The sequence below is a fragment of the Tepidamorphus gemmatus genome (genome assembly GCF_004346195.1).
Classification (GTDB): Bacteria; Pseudomonadota; Alphaproteobacteria; order Rhizobiales; family Tepidamorphaceae; genus Tepidamorphus; species Tepidamorphus gemmatus.
This window is the reverse complement of sequence record NZ_SMAK01000016.1, coordinates 39,777-54,542: the sequence shown is the minus strand read 5'-3', so window position 1 is coordinate 54,542 and position 14,766 is coordinate 39,777. Positions and strand designations below refer to the sequence as shown.

The 14,766-nt window shown below is 72.1% G+C and carries 16 protein-coding genes; 4 read left to right on the top strand and 12 right to left on the bottom strand.

Annotated features, from left to right (window positions below):
* Positions 1-124: 124 nt before the first annotated feature.
* The 7 genes from EDC22_RS17050 to EDC22_RS17025 form a co-directional block, all read right to left on the bottom strand.
* Positions 125-709: an HK97 family phage prohead protease gene (locus EDC22_RS17050; protein WP_132807883.1), complete on the bottom strand. Its 585-nt coding sequence runs from the start codon at positions 707-709 to the stop codon at positions 125-127.
* Between the two features lie 396 nt (positions 710-1,105).
* Positions 1,106-1,687 carry a hypothetical protein gene (locus EDC22_RS17045; RefSeq protein WP_132807882.1) on the bottom strand — a complete coding sequence of 194 codons (582 nt, stop codon included), beginning with the start codon at positions 1,685-1,687 and terminating at the stop codon, positions 1,106-1,108.
* Positions 1,688-1,876: 189 nt separating this feature from the next.
* Entirely contained in the window at positions 1,877-2,074 is a 198-nt protein-coding gene (locus tag EDC22_RS17040; protein WP_132807881.1) for a hypothetical protein, read from the bottom strand.
* An 81-nt stretch (positions 2,075-2,155) separates the two neighbouring features.
* The gene (locus EDC22_RS17035) at positions 2,156-3,340 is read right to left on the bottom strand and encodes a phage portal protein (RefSeq protein ID WP_132807889.1); all 1,185 of its coding nucleotides are present in this window, start codon (positions 3,338-3,340) and stop codon (positions 2,156-2,158) included.
* Between the two features lie 96 nt (positions 3,341-3,436).
* A complete protein-coding gene (locus EDC22_RS17030) occupies positions 3,437-4,714 on the bottom strand; it encodes a DNA-packaging protein (RefSeq protein ID WP_483754798.1) in 1,278 nt (425 codons plus the stop codon).
* A gap of 13 nt (positions 4,715-4,727) precedes the next feature.
* Positions 4,728-5,363, bottom strand: a complete 636-nt coding sequence (locus EDC22_RS18155) for a hypothetical protein (RefSeq protein WP_245499820.1) — start codon at positions 5,361-5,363, stop codon at positions 4,728-4,730.
* A 282-nt stretch (positions 5,364-5,645) separates the two neighbouring features.
* Entirely contained in the window at positions 5,646-5,948 is a 303-nt protein-coding gene (locus tag EDC22_RS17025) for an Rdx family protein (protein ID WP_132807879.1), read from the bottom strand.
* Positions 5,949-6,285: 337 nt separating this feature from the next.
* Here EDC22_RS17025 and parA point away from each other — a divergent pair, with 337 nt between their 5' ends.
* Positions 6,286-6,921, top strand: a complete 636-nt coding sequence (parA, locus tag EDC22_RS17020; RefSeq protein ID WP_132807878.1) for a ParA family partition ATPase — start codon at positions 6,286-6,288, stop codon at positions 6,919-6,921.
* 673 nt (positions 6,922-7,594) lie between these two features.
* Here the strand turns inward: parA and EDC22_RS18310 are convergent.
* From EDC22_RS18310 to EDC22_RS17005, 3 genes are all read right to left on the bottom strand, one after another.
* Positions 7,595-7,954: a DUF1127 domain-containing protein gene (locus EDC22_RS18310; protein ID WP_425385541.1), complete on the bottom strand. Its 360-nt coding sequence runs from the start codon at positions 7,952-7,954 to the stop codon at positions 7,595-7,597.
* Positions 7,955-8,102: 148 nt separating this feature from the next.
* Positions 8,103-8,723 (bottom strand): DUF1254 domain-containing protein, encoded by a 621-nt coding sequence (locus EDC22_RS17010; RefSeq protein ID WP_132807877.1) that lies wholly within the window; start codon positions 8,721-8,723, stop codon positions 8,103-8,105.
* The gene (locus tag EDC22_RS17005; RefSeq protein ID WP_132807876.1) at positions 8,720-9,298 is read right to left on the bottom strand and encodes a DUF1214 domain-containing protein; all 579 of its coding nucleotides are present in this window, start codon (positions 9,296-9,298) and stop codon (positions 8,720-8,722) included. Before EDC22_RS17005 ends, EDC22_RS17010 begins: the two co-directional genes overlap by 4 nt.
* Before the next feature lie 332 nt (positions 9,299-9,630).
* Between EDC22_RS17005 and rpsU the strand changes: the two genes are divergently transcribed.
* Both rpsU and EDC22_RS16995 read left to right on the top strand, forming a co-directional pair.
* The gene (gene rpsU, locus EDC22_RS17000; RefSeq protein ID WP_132807875.1) at positions 9,631-9,873 is read left to right on the top strand and encodes a 30S ribosomal protein S21; all 243 of its coding nucleotides are present in this window, start codon (positions 9,631-9,633) and stop codon (positions 9,871-9,873) included.
* Between the two features lie 179 nt (positions 9,874-10,052).
* Complete coding sequence (locus EDC22_RS16995; RefSeq protein ID WP_132807874.1) at positions 10,053-11,327, top strand: adenylate/guanylate cyclase domain-containing protein; 1,275 nt, start codon at positions 10,053-10,055, stop codon at positions 11,325-11,327.
* A gap of 37 nt (positions 11,328-11,364) precedes the next feature.
* Here the strand turns inward: EDC22_RS16995 and EDC22_RS16990 are convergent, their stop codons facing one another.
* Both EDC22_RS16990 and EDC22_RS16985 read right to left on the bottom strand, forming a co-directional pair.
* Positions 11,365-12,120 carry an enoyl-CoA hydratase/isomerase family protein gene (locus EDC22_RS16990; protein ID WP_132807873.1) on the bottom strand — a complete coding sequence of 252 codons (756 nt, stop codon included), beginning with the start codon at positions 12,118-12,120 and terminating at the stop codon, positions 11,365-11,367.
* Positions 12,117-13,421: a phenylacetate--CoA ligase family protein gene (locus EDC22_RS16985; RefSeq protein ID WP_132807872.1), complete on the bottom strand. Its 1,305-nt coding sequence runs from the start codon at positions 13,419-13,421 to the stop codon at positions 12,117-12,119. The genes EDC22_RS16990 and EDC22_RS16985 overlap by 4 nt, the downstream gene beginning before the upstream one ends.
* A gap of 402 nt (positions 13,422-13,823) precedes the next feature.
* On the opposite strand from EDC22_RS16985, the gene EDC22_RS16980 reads away from it, so the two are divergent.
* Entirely contained in the window at positions 13,824-14,621 is a 798-nt protein-coding gene (locus EDC22_RS16980) for a TetR/AcrR family transcriptional regulator (protein WP_132807871.1), read from the top strand.
* Positions 14,622-14,766: the final 145 nt, after the last annotated feature.

The following is a 14,766-nucleotide window of genomic DNA, read 5'->3' as shown; positions in this document are numbered from 1 at the left end:
GGGAACAACCCCCGACCACGCTGCGGCGACCCTCTCCCAGCAACCGGTGCTTCACCTTAGCCGAGGATCGCACCGATGAGTGGAAGTGTTACAAGGCAGTGCGGGCAGTGAGTACGTCCGGCGCCTACCCCGCCCGAACCAGCGCGGTGGCGCGGCGGATGGCGGCGAGGGCGGCCTGTTCGAGGCGCTTGACCTCGCCGATGCGGGCCTCGGGCAGCATCGGGAAGGTGACGATCGAGATCTCCCACAGATCGACCTCGATCAGCCGGCGAATGCCGGTCCTGGGATCGGTGCGCGCCTTGACCGGGCGGAAGCCGATCGACAGACCGTCGAGCGCCCCTGCCCGCATCAGCGCCAGCACCTCGCGGGCGCGCGCCACCTCCGGCATCAGCCGGCCGCGCACGCGCAGGCCGCGGGCGTCCTCGACGATCTCGTCCCAGACGCCGATCGGCTCGGCCGGATCGTGCTGGAACAGGAGCTTGACGCCGGCGGCGCCGCGCCGGGCAAGGCTTCCAGCAAAGGCGCCGGGCTCGACCAGATCGCCGCCGAGATCGGCGGCGCCGAAGATCGAGGCACAGCCGCAGAAGACGCCGTCGGCCGAAAGGTCGTCGAACCGGGCCGGCGCGAACTTGCGTTCGCATCGAGGAGGGTCGCGACGGGCAGTGCGGCGGCACGGCACCGGACGGCGAGGCGCAGGCGGGCGCGTCATCGCGACCTCCGATGGCGCCGGCGGCGCTGCGAACGGACGAGCATTGCCGCCAGCGTTTCGGCGAAGGCAGCAAAGACGGCGGTGTGGCGGTGGCGATCGGCCAGCTGCGAGGGTACCGTCGACGCAGCGGCCGGCGGAGGAAGCGGGTCGGACATGCGGGGATCTCCCTTGACCTGGGTCGCACGGCCGCAGCCGGGCGGCGGTGCGGGACAAGATGCAGCCGCCGGACCCGGGGGGCTCCGGGGTCCGGCGGCGGGCCGGCGATCGGGGGTTCGGGTAAGATGCCGGCCGAAGGCCGGAGCGGGTCATCGCCTCACGGACCCGATGCTCCGCTCCAATGCCCTGCTTCGTCGCACATGGTGACGGAGACCCGGTTAGGCTCCTCCGGGACGCGCGTCAGCGGTGATGCACGACCGTCGAGCGGGTGTTGAGGTAGACCGGCCCGCCGGTGAAGCTGCGTGCCTGGACCCTGACATTGTGCTGTCCGGGGGCGACGTTGGGCACGAGGAAGTCGAAGGAATGGGCCCGTGCCCAGCGGCCGTCGAAATCCTCGTCATCATCGCCGGAGAACAGCACCGGTCCGGGCTGCGCGACGCGCCCGTCGACAAGCACGCGCACGTCGAGCACGCGCTTGTCCGGCGCAAAGGTGACGGCGGAGAAGCGCACCATCACACAGGATGGCGCCGTACCGCCCTGGGTGAAGGTCAGCCCGGAGCGCGGCACGTTGACGAACACCGTCGACGCGGTCGAGACCTGGTCGCCTTCCGGGTTGGTTCTGATCGTGATGCGCTGGGTGGCGCACTGGCCGGTTGCCGCCTCGGGCGTGCGGTTCGCCGCCTCGCGACCGCGATCGGGTGTGCCGGCCTCGGTGGCGGCCGGTACCACGCTGCGGCCGCCGCTCTGGGCGCCGGCGGGCACGGTCGCGCCGACAAGGCCGATGACAAGGAACCCGGTACAGAGCAATCGCGAGAAATCCATGGCTCGTCTCCCCTGCTTCGGCGCGGCCGCAGGCACTGGTCCACCGCCGCCGGCTCGACCTATGGGTTCGACCTGGCGGACCTGCCGGTACAACGCCGCGGCGTTTCAACGCCGTGACCGGCACTTCGTTCCCGCGCACCGAGCGCCTGGCGGCCGGCCGAACAGCGATCCGGTCGGCGTCGCGGACATCTATTTCCCCCGCAAGATCCGGTCGATCCGGGCGATAGTGGCAACGAACTCCTCGAACCGGCGGTTGGAGCGGGCAAGTTCGCGCAGCGTGAGCCAGGCCAGCCCTGTCGCCGCGCCGGCCCACAGGAACAGCGCCAGATGGGCGAGATCGCCGCGGGCGATGACGCTGTCGACCACGGTCGCGAAGGTGTCGGACATGGCAGTCTCCGTCGCGGCGGGTCAGCCGGTATTCGGGCCGGGGATCGGACCGGGGATCGGGCGGAACGGGGCAGTCCGAACCTAACCCTGCCGGACCCCGTAGCCGACCGCCAGCCGTTTCTCGTCGTCGGTGAGGAAGTCGGCCGCGCTCACCCGGGCCCACAGGGCGGCACGGTCGGCCGACAGCGCCTCGATCGCGTCGAGATCGGGCTCGAAGCGGATATCCTCGCCGAAGGATGGCGCAAGCCACTGGGCGATCGCCGCCATGATGCGGCGCAGCAGCGGCAGCACCGTCTCACGGTACAGCGCCCGGTTCGCCTCCTGGTAGTTGGAATAGGTGTTGTCGCCGGGGATGCCGAGCAGCATCGGCGGGACACCCAGCGCCAGCGCGATGTCGCGGGCGGCCTGGTTGCGCGCCTCGAGGAAATCCATCTCCTTCGGGCTGATGCCCATCGCCTGCCAGGTCAGCCCGCCCTCGAGTAGCAGCGGCCGACCGGCATTGGCCGCTCCCTGAAAATTCTCCTGAAGCTCGCGCTTCAGCCGCTCGAACTGGTCGAGCGCCATCGTCCCCTCGCCCTCGTAGACCAGCGCGCCGGATGGCCTCGCGGCATTGTCGATCAGCGCCTTGTTCCAGGCCGCCGAGGCGTTGGCGAGGTCGAGCGCGGCGCCGGCGGCGGCGAGCGGGCCGAAGCCGTAGTGGTCGTCGGTCGGGTGGAACAGCGCAATATGCAGGATCGGCGGCTGGCGGCCGGTCTGGTCGAAGCTGACGGTGCGGCCGGCGACCGTGTACTCGAAGGCCTCGGGCCAGCCGTCGGGGCCGGGCACCACCTTCATCCGGTCGGGCCGCAGCGCATGGATCTCGCGCACCGCGCCGTCGATCATCGCCGCCTCCAGATAGGCGTTGCCGGCGATCAGCAGGTAGGCGCAGACCGCCTCCATCAGCTCCGGGCCGGACTGGCGTGGGTTCGGCCGGGCGAGAAGATCGAGGACCGGATGCCAGTCGACCTCGCGACCGCCCTGCATGGCGATCCACGGGATGCCCGCCGCCGCCTCCGCCACCAGGCGCACCGCCCGGTGGGCGACGGGGTTGCGCTCGTAGCCCTCGCGCGCCAGCGCCGCATAGTCGCGCGGGCTCCACACCGGCCGCCCGTGGGCATGCAGGGCGATCAGCCGGCCGGCAGCCGACGCCTTGGTCTGGCTCGGGCGCGCCGCAGGGGCGGGCGTGCGGCCAAGGAAGCGGGTCAGCAGGGCGGTGAAGCTCGGAATGCTCGGCACGGGCAGATCTCCATCGGTTCATCGAGGCAAGGCCATGTCCGCGACCGGCCGTCGCGGCGCCGGCGGCACAGCGAGGAACGCTCGCGCTCACAGCCGCCTGATCCGCGGCTCGCGAGCCGGCGAAAGCGCCAGCTCCGAGAGTGCCCAGACCAGCGCGTCGAGGCGATCGGGGCTGCGACCGTCGGAGAGCCCGTCCAGCCCGAAGTCGCACATCTCGTCCTCGAGGCGGGGCAGCGCGCCGACATGGCGAACCCGCCCCTGTTCGTAGAGGGCGGCGACCGGTTCGGCCCTGAGCCGCTTGCCGCGCCGGGCGTGGACCAGCCTGACCGGAACGGCCGGATCGACCTGGCCGATGACCGCGGCGACCATCTCGCCGCCCTGGTTGGCCTCGGCGACGAGCCGATCCGCGGCGAGCGCATGGAAGAGGCCGACCGCGCGGGCGGCCCAGGCGGCGGGCTGCGCGGCTTCGATGGTGGCGTCGGCGAGCACATAGAGCAGCGCCGCGTCGCGCGGACCCTCGCCGATCCCGGCCGCGACGATGCCGCAGGCGGCGCCCGTGGTTCCCGCCGGCGGATCGACGGCAACGACGATCCGCGCGAGCGCAGGGGCGGCGTTGACCCGGCTTGCCTCGATCGTCTCGCGGCGGAACAGGGCGTCGGCGCGATCGGCGATCAGCTCCGCCTCGAGCTCCTGCCGCCCGAGCCGGGTACCGCGATAGCGCCCGACCACCGCATCGAGGAAGGCGGGCGCGAGATTGGCGGCGTTCTCGGCGGTTGCCATGCGGGTGACGGCGACCGCCGGATCGGCGACGAGCCGCCTGAGAAGGGGGATCGACCTCGGTGTCGTGGTGATGAGCTGGCGCGGCCTGTCGCCGAGCCTCAGGGCGAACTGCAGCATGTCCCAGGCAGCCTCGGCATGGCGCCACTTGGCCAACTCGTCGGCCCAGGCGGCAGCGAATTGCGGCCCGCGCAGGGAGTCCGGATCCTCCGCGGAGAAGGCCTGCGCCACCGCGCCGTTCGGCCATTCCAGACGCCGCCGCGCCGGGCTCCAGGCAGGGCGCCCGCCGGGCGCTCCGGCCGCGCCTGCGGCGAGCAGCCCGGATACTCCCTCGACCATCACCTCGCGGGCATCCTGCAACGTCTCGGCGACCAGCGCGATCGGGCTGAGCGGGCGGTCGGACCACGGGGCAAGTCCGAGCGCCAGGCCGCGCACCCATTCGGCGCCGGCTCGCGTCTTGCCCGCACCGCGGCCGCCGAGCAGCAGCCATACCGTCCAGCCGTCGGGCGGCGGAAGCTGCGCCGGCCGCGCCCACAGCGCGAAATCGTCGATGAGACGGACGATCTCGTTCGTTGTGAGGCGGTCAATCGTCTGCCGCAGATCAACCGACGCAGGGCAGATCGTCGCAGGCAGCGTCGGCAAGGTCGTCGCGGGCGAGCCGCTCGCGCAGCAGCGCTTCAAGACGTGCAGCAAGCGCCGCGCGGCCGGCGTCGGCACCGCCAGGGCCGGCGGCCGCCGTGCCGTCGTCGCAAGGGGCTCCGGTCCGGGCGGCGGCATCGGCGCGCTCCATCTCGATCAGTTTCTCGACCGTCCGGGCAATCGTCATCAGCGTCTGCGCGGCGCGGCCCGCATCGGCCTCGCCAGCGCCGGCCTTCGCCGACAGGTCGGCCACATGCATGCGCACCGCCCGCCACAGCGCGGCGATCAGCGCCCGCCGATCGGGCGCCTGGCCGGGTCCGCCGTCATCGGCCTCCTGCGTGGCAGTGCAGCCGGCCGCCCTGCCAAGGTGGGCCGCGGCGCCCGCTGCGGGCGGAGCGACGTCCGCCCTCGCCGCAGGGAACATGTCCTGCAACGGCGCGGCGCGGCGCCAGCCATGCCGCCGGGCCCGGCGGGTGACCGAACCCGGCACCACCTGCGCCAGCGCGGCGATGTCGGCGACCGTCATCCACGGACAGGTCTCGTAGAGTTCGCGGAGCCTGGCGAGCTCCGCCGGGGTGAGTGCGCGGCCCGCGGTCATGCTCTGCTCCGCTGGATGGGGACGGCTCAGGATCTGCCGGCCGTGCCGCGGCCGGGACGCGACCTCGCTGCCGATATTCGCGACGATGCCGATGAGACCCGGGATGCTTCCGGATTCTGGAAAGCCGATCCGTCGGTGGACGCCGATGCGCAGCGGCGATGCCGGGCGCACTTGTCGAGCCTGACGGAACCCTACCGAAGCAGCGTCACGCTGTCAACGACTTTTTTCCTACATCCAGGACAGGCTCGACGAGCCGCGCGGAAACGGCTGCGCGGTCGTGCCTCAGCGGTCGGAATGGCCGAGGTCGCGTCCGGGTGCGATCTGGTCCCTGAGCCGGCGCTTCAGCAGCTTCGCCTCCGGGAAGCCGCCATCGGCAACGCGATCCCAGAGCCGCGTGCCGTCGCACTCGATCACGAAGACGCCGCCGGTGCCGGGCACCAGCGTGACGGCGGCGAGGTCCTCCGGAAAGCTCGACAACAGCTCCTGGGCGAGCCAGGCGGCCCGCAGCATCCAGTTGCACTGGCGGCAATAGGTGATGGTCACGCGCGGTCGCCGCGCCGCCGCCGCGCCGGTATCGGCCGCCATGCTCGGCTGCACAGGGTCAGACGTGATGGATGGCGACGACGGTGAAGAGGCCATTGCGGAACGATCGGCTGATGATCGCGTCGATGCGGACAGTGCCCGCGCCCGGCGCAGGGCGCCATGTTACCCGCGGCGTGGCCCGTCATCCAGACCGCACTGCCAGCCCGACGTCCGGTCGGCGCTGTCGGCCATCTCGGCGGCGGGATCTGCGGTCGCCTTGCCGGGCGCCAAGAGGCCGGCCGGCACGCCGAATCCTGTTGCGCTGCACCACCGGCGGTGCAACCCTGTGAGCAAAGGCCCCCGCTCTGGACCCCGGGGGCTTTGCGGGGGCGCCGACGCCATGACCGGCCGCATATTGACGATCGCCCAGCAGAAGGGCGGTTCCGGCAAGACGACACTGGCCGCGCATCTGGCGGTCGCGGCGGCGCTGCGCGGCCTGTCGGTGGCGCTGCTCGACTGCGATCCGCAAGGTTCGCTCGGGCAATGGTTCGAGGCGCGCGAACGGCGGCTTGGCGAGGACGCGGCGGGCATCGCGTTCCGCACCGCCTCCGGCTGGGGCGCCCGGCGCGAGGCGCGCGGCCTCGCCCGCGATCACGACGTGGTTGTGATCGACACGCCGCCGAAATCCGACCTCGAGTGCCGCCCGGCGATCGAGACGGCGAGCCTGGTCGTCGTCCCGGTGCAGCCGAGCCCGGTCGATCTGTGGGCGACGCAGGCGACGCTGGACAGCGCCGCCAAGGCCGGCGTTCCCGCGCTGATGGTCATCAACCGCGCCCAGCCGCGCACGACATTGACGGCGCGCATGCGCGAGGCGATCGCCGCGCTCGGCCCCGTCGCCGCCACCGAGATCGCCAGCCGCGTCGCCTTTGCCGCCTCGATGGAAGCCGGGGCCAGCGTGCTGGAAGCCGGCCGCAGCGCCGGCGCCGACGAGATGGCCGCGCTCGCCGCGGAGGTGCTGACGGCGGCGGGGGCCTGACGACCATTCCGTCCGCGCCGACACATGGCGCCGCCTCCCGCCCGCAGCGCGGCACCGGGGGCCGGCTGCTGTCCGTGTCCCTCGCCGCATCGCGGCCGCAGGCGGGCACCGTCAGCCCGGGATCGAGCCCGTCGTCACGACCATCGCGCGCGGATCCGGAGGCGGAGCGATCTGCTGTGCTGCCCTGCCGATCCCGGATCGGTCTCGGCCTCCGCGATGACGCGGAACGGGCAGAGGGGGCGCGTGATCGGGCTGACGGGAAGGCCGCCCTCGATGAGGCTCGGGAATGCGGCAGGCGGACGATGCGGAAAGGCGGCGTGCTCTGATCGGGCGACCGGGCGGAACGCTCAGCGGCGGACCGCGTCCTCGGCCGGATCGCCGAACAGCGCGAGCAGGCCGGAGCCGAGGCCGATTGCCACGACAAGCGTGACAGCAAGCAGCAAGAGCGCCATCTGCGTCTCCCTACGCGGGTCGGACGGGCCGCCCGTACGTCCCGATCCACAGGCTGCGATCCTTCGAGCCTGCCATATCGGGATTAACCCCCGCTTACCGGACGGGTTGCGTGTGCCGCCCGGCCCCGTTGCGGCAGCAAAAGGCTCCGGACGCCTCAGCGCCCGGAGCCTCGATACAGTCCCGGATATTGCGTTCCGACCCCTGCGGGCCCTGTCGGGCCTCAGGCGGCCTTCCGGAACGCGGGCGTCGGCGCCTCGATCACGGCCTGCTTCGGCGTGCGGGCCTCCTCGGCCAGGGTATCGGCAGGCTGCCGCTGATAGATACCGGCGGCGATCGCCGGAATGTCGGCACGCATGATACCGATATCGGCCAGCTCGCGATCGCTGAGCGCGCCGAGCTCGCGTCTGACGCGGGCCGCTTCACGGGCGGCGGCGATGCGGGCTGACACGGCGGCCCAGGCCCGCGCGACGAGCCGCCCGACCGCAACGATGGCATCGGCGATGGCCTCGGCCCGCAGGCGGGCAGCCTCCATCTCGACCTTGCGGATGTCGACGGCGGAATGGGTGGTCTTGCTGGTCATCTGAAACGTCCTTGATGCTGCGACGCAACATCCCTGTAGAGCTTTTTGATGACAGCTATTTGGGCCTGTTCGCAAGCCGTTGCCAGATTTCCTTTTGCAGCGCAGCAATGCGTTTGACGCATGGCTCTTCCGGCGCGTGGACGGCAAGTCAGCGCAGCGGGTTGGGCAGTGGCAGCGGCGGCCCCTCGGGCACCGGGGCGGGCTGGGTGGGCAGCAGGGTGGTGCAGCCGATCGCGGCGACGGCGGCCTCGACCTCGGCGCGCAGGCTGGGCGCGGCGACGAGGGCGCGGAACAGCGCGAAGCCGGTCTGCGACGGCGCCTCGATGGTCAGCACCGTCTCGTCGGCTTCCGGATGCTCGACGCGGTACTGGCGCATCTGCCGGGCGTCGCGCAGTTCGATGTCGAAGCGCCGCGCCACCGCCGCCTCGTCGTTGACGGCATAGAAGATGGCGCCGTCGCGCGTGTGGAAGGCAACCGACCAGTAATGGTCCGGCATCGGCGCAACGATCGCCAGCGGCCCCTCGGTCAGGTCGTAGCGACAGACGCCATAGACCATCGACGGATCGAGGCCGGGCAGCGGCTCGTCACCGGGCAGAGGCCGCGGCAGCAGGGTGATGCCGGCCGGATCGGCAATCTCGGTGATCCGCGACCAGGCGTCGCGCGTGGCGAAATGCGGAATGGCGAGGATGGTGAGGATGTGCAGGATCGCCGCCAGCACCAGCGTCACCGCCGCCAGGAAGGCGATCTGGCCGATCGGGAGGCGCTTCACCGGCACGCCCCCTTGACGATCGCCGGCATGGCGATGTCGGCAACGCTGCCGCCGGTGGCGATCGGCGTGTCGTAGAATCGGAACACCAGCCTGAGGCGCCCCGCATGGGGATCGACCGGCAGCCAGTTGCCCGGCCGGGCGCGGGAGCTGAGCGTGATGTCGAAGCGGCCATCGCCGGCGCGCAGGATGCCCGTCGAAACGAAGCCATAGCGCTGGGCCGGATTGGCCATGAGGGTCAGGTCGTCGTCGCGGTAGACGGTCAGCGTCCACCATTGCGCCGCGGGCGTCTGGCCGCGCACATGGTAGTCGCAGTCCGCCGTCAGCGCCTCGCCGTCGCTGTCCTCGCGGGCGACGAACACGATCCCCTCGCCCGCCGGCATCGGAATCTCGCCGGATCGGGCGATCCGCGCCCGCACATAGGGGTCGGCATCGGGCGAACCCGCCGTCGGCCAGGCGGTCCATGGGCCGGAGCGGATCGCCTCGAACCCGAATCCGCCGACCACCGCGAGCCAGGCCGAGCCGATGCCGAGAACGGCCGCGGTCGCAATGACGACGAGGATCCTGATGGGCGACATCTTGGCGGAGAAGCCTGCTCGAAAATCGGACCCGACGATCGTTGTGGCGGCGTGGGCGGGACGCAAGTGCCGTCTCCGGCGCGGTTCTGGCGCGCCGTTATAGCCGGTAACGGGGTGCAGAGCCATGCGGCTGTGGCGAGCCCGGATCGGCGCCGTGCCACCCGAAATGCCGCTGCGGACTTGCCCTCGCGCGGCAAACGGCCTACATCAGAGGCCTCAATCGCCATGCTGCCGACGCCTCGGGTGCCGCGCAACGCGGCAGCGACACCGTTTGCGCGTCGCTGGCCGCCCGAACATACCCGGCCCCGGTCCGACCACGAAGGAGAGTTCCCCTGCAAGTCCTCGTCCGCGACAACAATGTCGATCAGGCCCTGAAGGTCCTCAAGCGCAAGCTGCAGCGCGAGGGACTGTTCCGCGAGATGAAGCGCCGCAAGGCGTACGAGAAGCCGTCCGAGCGCCGCGCCCGCGAGAAGGGCGAGGCGATCCGCCGCGCCCGCAAGGCGGCCCGCAAGCTCGCCCAGCGCGAGGGCCTCGCCCCGAAGGCGAAGAAGCGCGCCGCCGGCGGCCGCCGCTGACGACCTGCCCTCGACAGACCGCGCTGGCCGCCCGCGATCACCGCGCGCGGGCGCGATCCCGTCCGGGCCGCCGCGGTTTGTTTCGGACCGATTCGCGCGCTAGATGATTGCCGTCACCCGATCGGGAGCCGGCCATATCCATCCAGGACGACGTTTCCGGCGATCCGCCCGCCCTTCCGATGAGCGTCGAGGCTGCCGAGCGCGACGCCGAGCGGATCGCCGCGCTCGCCCGCGCCGCAGGGGCGCTGATTCTCGGCGGCGGCCTGCTGGCCGCCGCGGCGATCGTGCCGGAGGCCGAGGCGGGCTATCTGTTGCCCCGGCTCGCGCTCGGTCTGGCGACCGTGGTCGGCTTCCTGGCGCTCGCCGGCCTGTCATGGCTGGTGTCGAGATCCTCGGTCTACCGTCCCTGGGTCGCCTATCTGTTCGTCGCCTGCGATGCCCTGCTGATCGGCTTCGCCCTCCAGCAGGGGCTCCAGCTCGCCGGCCATCCCGGCCCGTGGGTATATGCCGAACCGGCAACCTGGCTGATGCCGATCATCATCGCCATCCAGTCGGTGCGCTTCCGCTCCGGCCCGGTCGTGTTCGCCGGCGCGCTGCTGCTGCTCGTGGTGCTCGGGCTGATGGCCTTCGGCGGCGCAGACCGGGATCCGGTCGCGTCGCAGAACGACAGGCTGACCGGCCTGCTGTCATGGCCGCCCGACGTGATGCGGGTCCTGATGCTGGCGGTCGCGGCGGCGGTCCTCGCCATCTCGGTGCGCAGCAAGCGCGACATCCTGGTGCGCGGCCTCGGCACCGCCCGGCGCGAGGCGGAGCTGAAGCGGTTCCTGCCGGACGAGGTGTCGCGGGCGCTGGCCCGCGCCGACGGCGCCGGTGCCCCCGCCGGCCAGCAGACGCTCGCCATCGTGTTCATCGATCTGATCGGTTTCACCGCGGCCAGCGAGGGGGTGGCGCCCGGTGAGGTGGCGCGCTGGCTCGCCGGCTTCCGCGAGCGCATCGCCGCGCTGGTGCGGGCGAAGGGCGGCTTTGTCGACAAGTTCATCGGCGACGGCGTGCTGGCGATCTTCGGCTATGCCGGGGCGGCGGACGACCAGCTGCGCCGCGGCGCGCGGCAGGCGCTGGCCACGGTCGCAGACCTGCCGGCGATGATGGCCGCCTGGCAGGCGGACGATCCGGCCGTGCCGACGTTCCGGGCAGTGGCCGGGGCGGCACTCGGACCGGTGTTCGTCGGCATCGTCGGCAGCGGCGAACGGCGCGAATTCACGGTGGTCGGCGATGCGGTGAATCTCGCCTCGCGGCTCGAAGGCCTCGCCAAGCAGCGCGGCGCCGGGGCTGCGCTGGCCGCGGAGCTCGTCGAGCAGTCGGGGGTCGCCGTGCCGCAGAGCTGGGGCAGCGAAACCCTTGCCGTGCGTGGCCGCGCCGCACCGGTGCGGGTCCATCTCGTGCCGGCGGATTGACGGCGAACGACCGCGGGCCGGGGACGGCCGCTCCCGATCAGTCGAAGGTGGCGATGCGCCGGGCGGTCTGCGGATCGAGGAAGCCGCGCACGGTCGCCTCCGTCTCGGCGGCGAGCGCGGCGTCGAGGCCGGCGCCATGACGGCGGGCGAGGATGCGCTTCAGATCGCTGACCGGGCCGGGCGGCAGGGCGGCGATGCGGGCTGCCAGCGCGGCGGCGCGGGCGCGAAGGTCATCTGCCGGGACGACCTCGCGGATCAGGCCCCAGTCGCGCGCCTGCCCGGCGTCGAACCTCTCGCCGAACAGGATCAGCTCGCGGGCGCGCTGCAGGCCGACGAGACGCGGCAGGATCTCCGTCACGCCGCCGGTGACGAACAGGCCCCAGGAGACTTCCGGGAAGAAGAAGCGGGTGCCTTCGGCCGCGATGGCGAAGTCGCAGTTGATGACCCATTCGAGACCGCCGCCGACTGCCCAGCCATGGATCGCACCGACAACCGGCGTATCGCCCAGCACGATCGCCCGGGTGACGTCCTGGATGCGCTCGATATAGGCGGTGGTGGTCGCAACGTCGCCGACCTGCTGCGCGAAGTCCTTCAGATCGTCGCCCGAGCAGAACGCCCTGCCCTCGCCGGTGAGCACGATGGCGCGCACGGCCGCGTCGGCATCGGCGGCGCGCAGCGCTGCGACCAGATCGTCGAGCAGCTCCGGCACGATGGCGTTGAGCCGATGGGGCCGGTTGAGCGAGATCTGCCTGACGCCCTCGCCGAGATCGGCGGTGAGAACGGTCCCGGTCATGGCCTGTCCTTCCTGATCACGCGGCGGGTCTTGCCCTCGGTGCGCGGCAGGCTGCCGAAGGGCAGGAGCTCAAGCCGCGCGGTGACGCCGATCTCGCGCTTGATGCCGGCCTCCACCTGACTGGCAAGACCTGCGTCCGGCTCGGTGCCGGCCGCCGTCTCCGCCTCGATCGGCAGCACGTCGTAGGGTCCCGGCCCCTCCAGCACGATGCGATATTCGCCCGACAGTTCCGGAACCAGATTGAGAAGGGCGGCGATCTGCGTCGGAAAGACATTGAGGCCGCGCACGACCACCATGTCGTCGGCGCGCCCGACGACCCGGAAGCGCGGCGCACTACGCCCGCAGGCGGCGCGGCCGGTGCCGGTCAGCACGACGATATCGCCGGTGCGGAAGCGCACCAGCGGCTGGCATTCGCGGCTGACATGGGTCAGCACCAGTTCGCCCCGGCTGCCTTCGGCCCAGGGCAGCGGGGCTGCCGTGGCCGGGTCGATCAGCTCGGGATGCAGCACGTCGAGCGCCATGAAGTGGAGATCGTCCGAGACCTCGCTCTGGCCGGCGAAGTTGCAGAACACGTCGGAGACGCCGTAGTTGGCGTTGCGGACGGCGAAGCCCCAGATGTCCTCGAGCCGGCGGCGGAATGCCGGATCGTCCAGCCCGGCCTCGCCGCCGAACAGGCCGAGCCTGAGCCCGAGGTCGCGGGGCTTCAGGCCGGGAAACCGCTCGGCGATCACCCGCTCGAGCACCGCCGGATAGGAGGGCGTGCAGGAGATCGCGGTGATGCCGAGTTCGCGGATCGTGCGCACCAGAAGCTCGGTGTCGCCGACGCCGAACGGCACGACGGCGGCGCCGGTCGCCTCCAGCGTGGCGTGATCGGTGAAGCCGCCCATCCACAGCCGGTAGTTGAGACAGTGGACGACGCGGTGGCCGGGGCCGAGGCCGCCGGCGGCCTGGGCGCGGGCGCCGACCATTGCCGTCTCGTGCGCGTCGCGGGCGGACAGGGCAAGGTTCATCGCCGTGCCGGTCGTGCCGGAGGTGCGGTGGATGCGGATCACCCGGTCGGGATCGGCGGCGAGGTAGTCGCCGAAGGGTGGATGGTCGCGCTGGCTCGCCCGCAGCATCTCCTTGTCAACAAGCGGAATGTCGGCCAGGCCCTCGAGCAGGCGCGGCGGCGGCCGGCGCCCCCAGACGCGTCGATGCAGGGCCGAGCGGGCGGCGACATATTCGCGCTGGCGCTCCCACAGGCGCTGGCGATGCGCCGAAAGATCAGCAAGGTCGGCGAAATCGGCGCGGTCAACCAGCATGGCGCGCGGGTCCTGCAGATGGCGCCGCCGCGTCTGCGGAACCACCCGGATCGGCCCTGCGGGCGCGGCAGGGCAAACCGGCCAGGCGCAGCGCATGGGCAAGCCTCGGCGAACCGGACGGCCGGCAAAGGTTTCGACACCACGAGGCCATTGGCTCTATCCCAGAACTGATTATGATATCATTGTCATTATTGATGAGCGAGCCGAGCGAGTCAACGCGCTGCAATCGACAGCCGGCGATCTGCCCGGCGGACCGCGCCCGGTCGTGCCCTTCGACCGGTTCGGCGCAGCCGGTCGGCAGGCGATGGCTGGCGCGGGACCGGTCGGCGAACGGTGTGCGTGACCATTGCCGGCAGGCCTCGGACGTGCGGCCTGCAGCTCGGTCGCACAGGGAGTTCCGACATGGTTCGATCCACCGCCGCTGCCCACGCCGATCCGGCCGCACCGTCGGCAGAGACCGGCTTCGCCGCCGTGCTCGAGCGCGCGGCAGCGGACGCCACGAAGAAGACCGATCGCACGCGGCTGCGGCTGATGGCGGCGCTGGCCGCGGAGCTTGCCGAGCGGGCCGGCCCGTCCGGACTCAGGGTCGCCTCGGTCACCGCGCGGGCCGGGCTGGCGCACGGCACGTTCTACCGCTACTTCACCGACATGGACAGCGCGCTCGAGGCGCTGATCGCCGCCTTCGCTGCCCATGTTCGCGACACACTCGCCGCCGCCCGCGCCGGCGAGCCGGGATCGCGCGTTCGCGTCCATGCCGCGACCCTCGCCTATGCACGGCTGTTCCGGGCCAATGCGGCGCTGATGCGCTGCCTGATCGGGCTGGCAGGCGACGGCACCGCATCCGGCCTGGCGTGGCGGGAGCTCAATCGCGCCTGGAACCTGCGCATGGCCGCGGCGATCGCCCGCCGGCGGGCCGGCGACGGGCCGGTGCTGCCCGCGGAAACGTTCCTGCCGGTGGCCTCAGCGCTCGGCGGGATGATCGACGCCTTCCTGACCGAGCTGCATCTGCGCGGCGATCCCGAGCTTCAGCATCTGCGGGACGACGACGAGGCGGTCGCCGACCTGCTCACCGATCTGTGGTGCGCCGGCGCCGATGGTGGCCGGCCGGCCGCCGCCGCCGATGCGCCGCCGGCCTCCGCCGAGCCGGCTCACTCTGCCGTTCGCCGCACCGGCCGGCACGTCTCGCCGGCCTCGCCATAGGGACCGAAGGTCTCGATGGCGAGTACGCAGATCCCGCCGTCCGCCCCCGCCCGAGCGAGGTGAGGCGGCGATCGACCTCGAGCAGCTTCCGGAACGTCCACGGCGCCCCGACGTGCCGAATGGCGCGGCGGCGAACAGCTGGCCG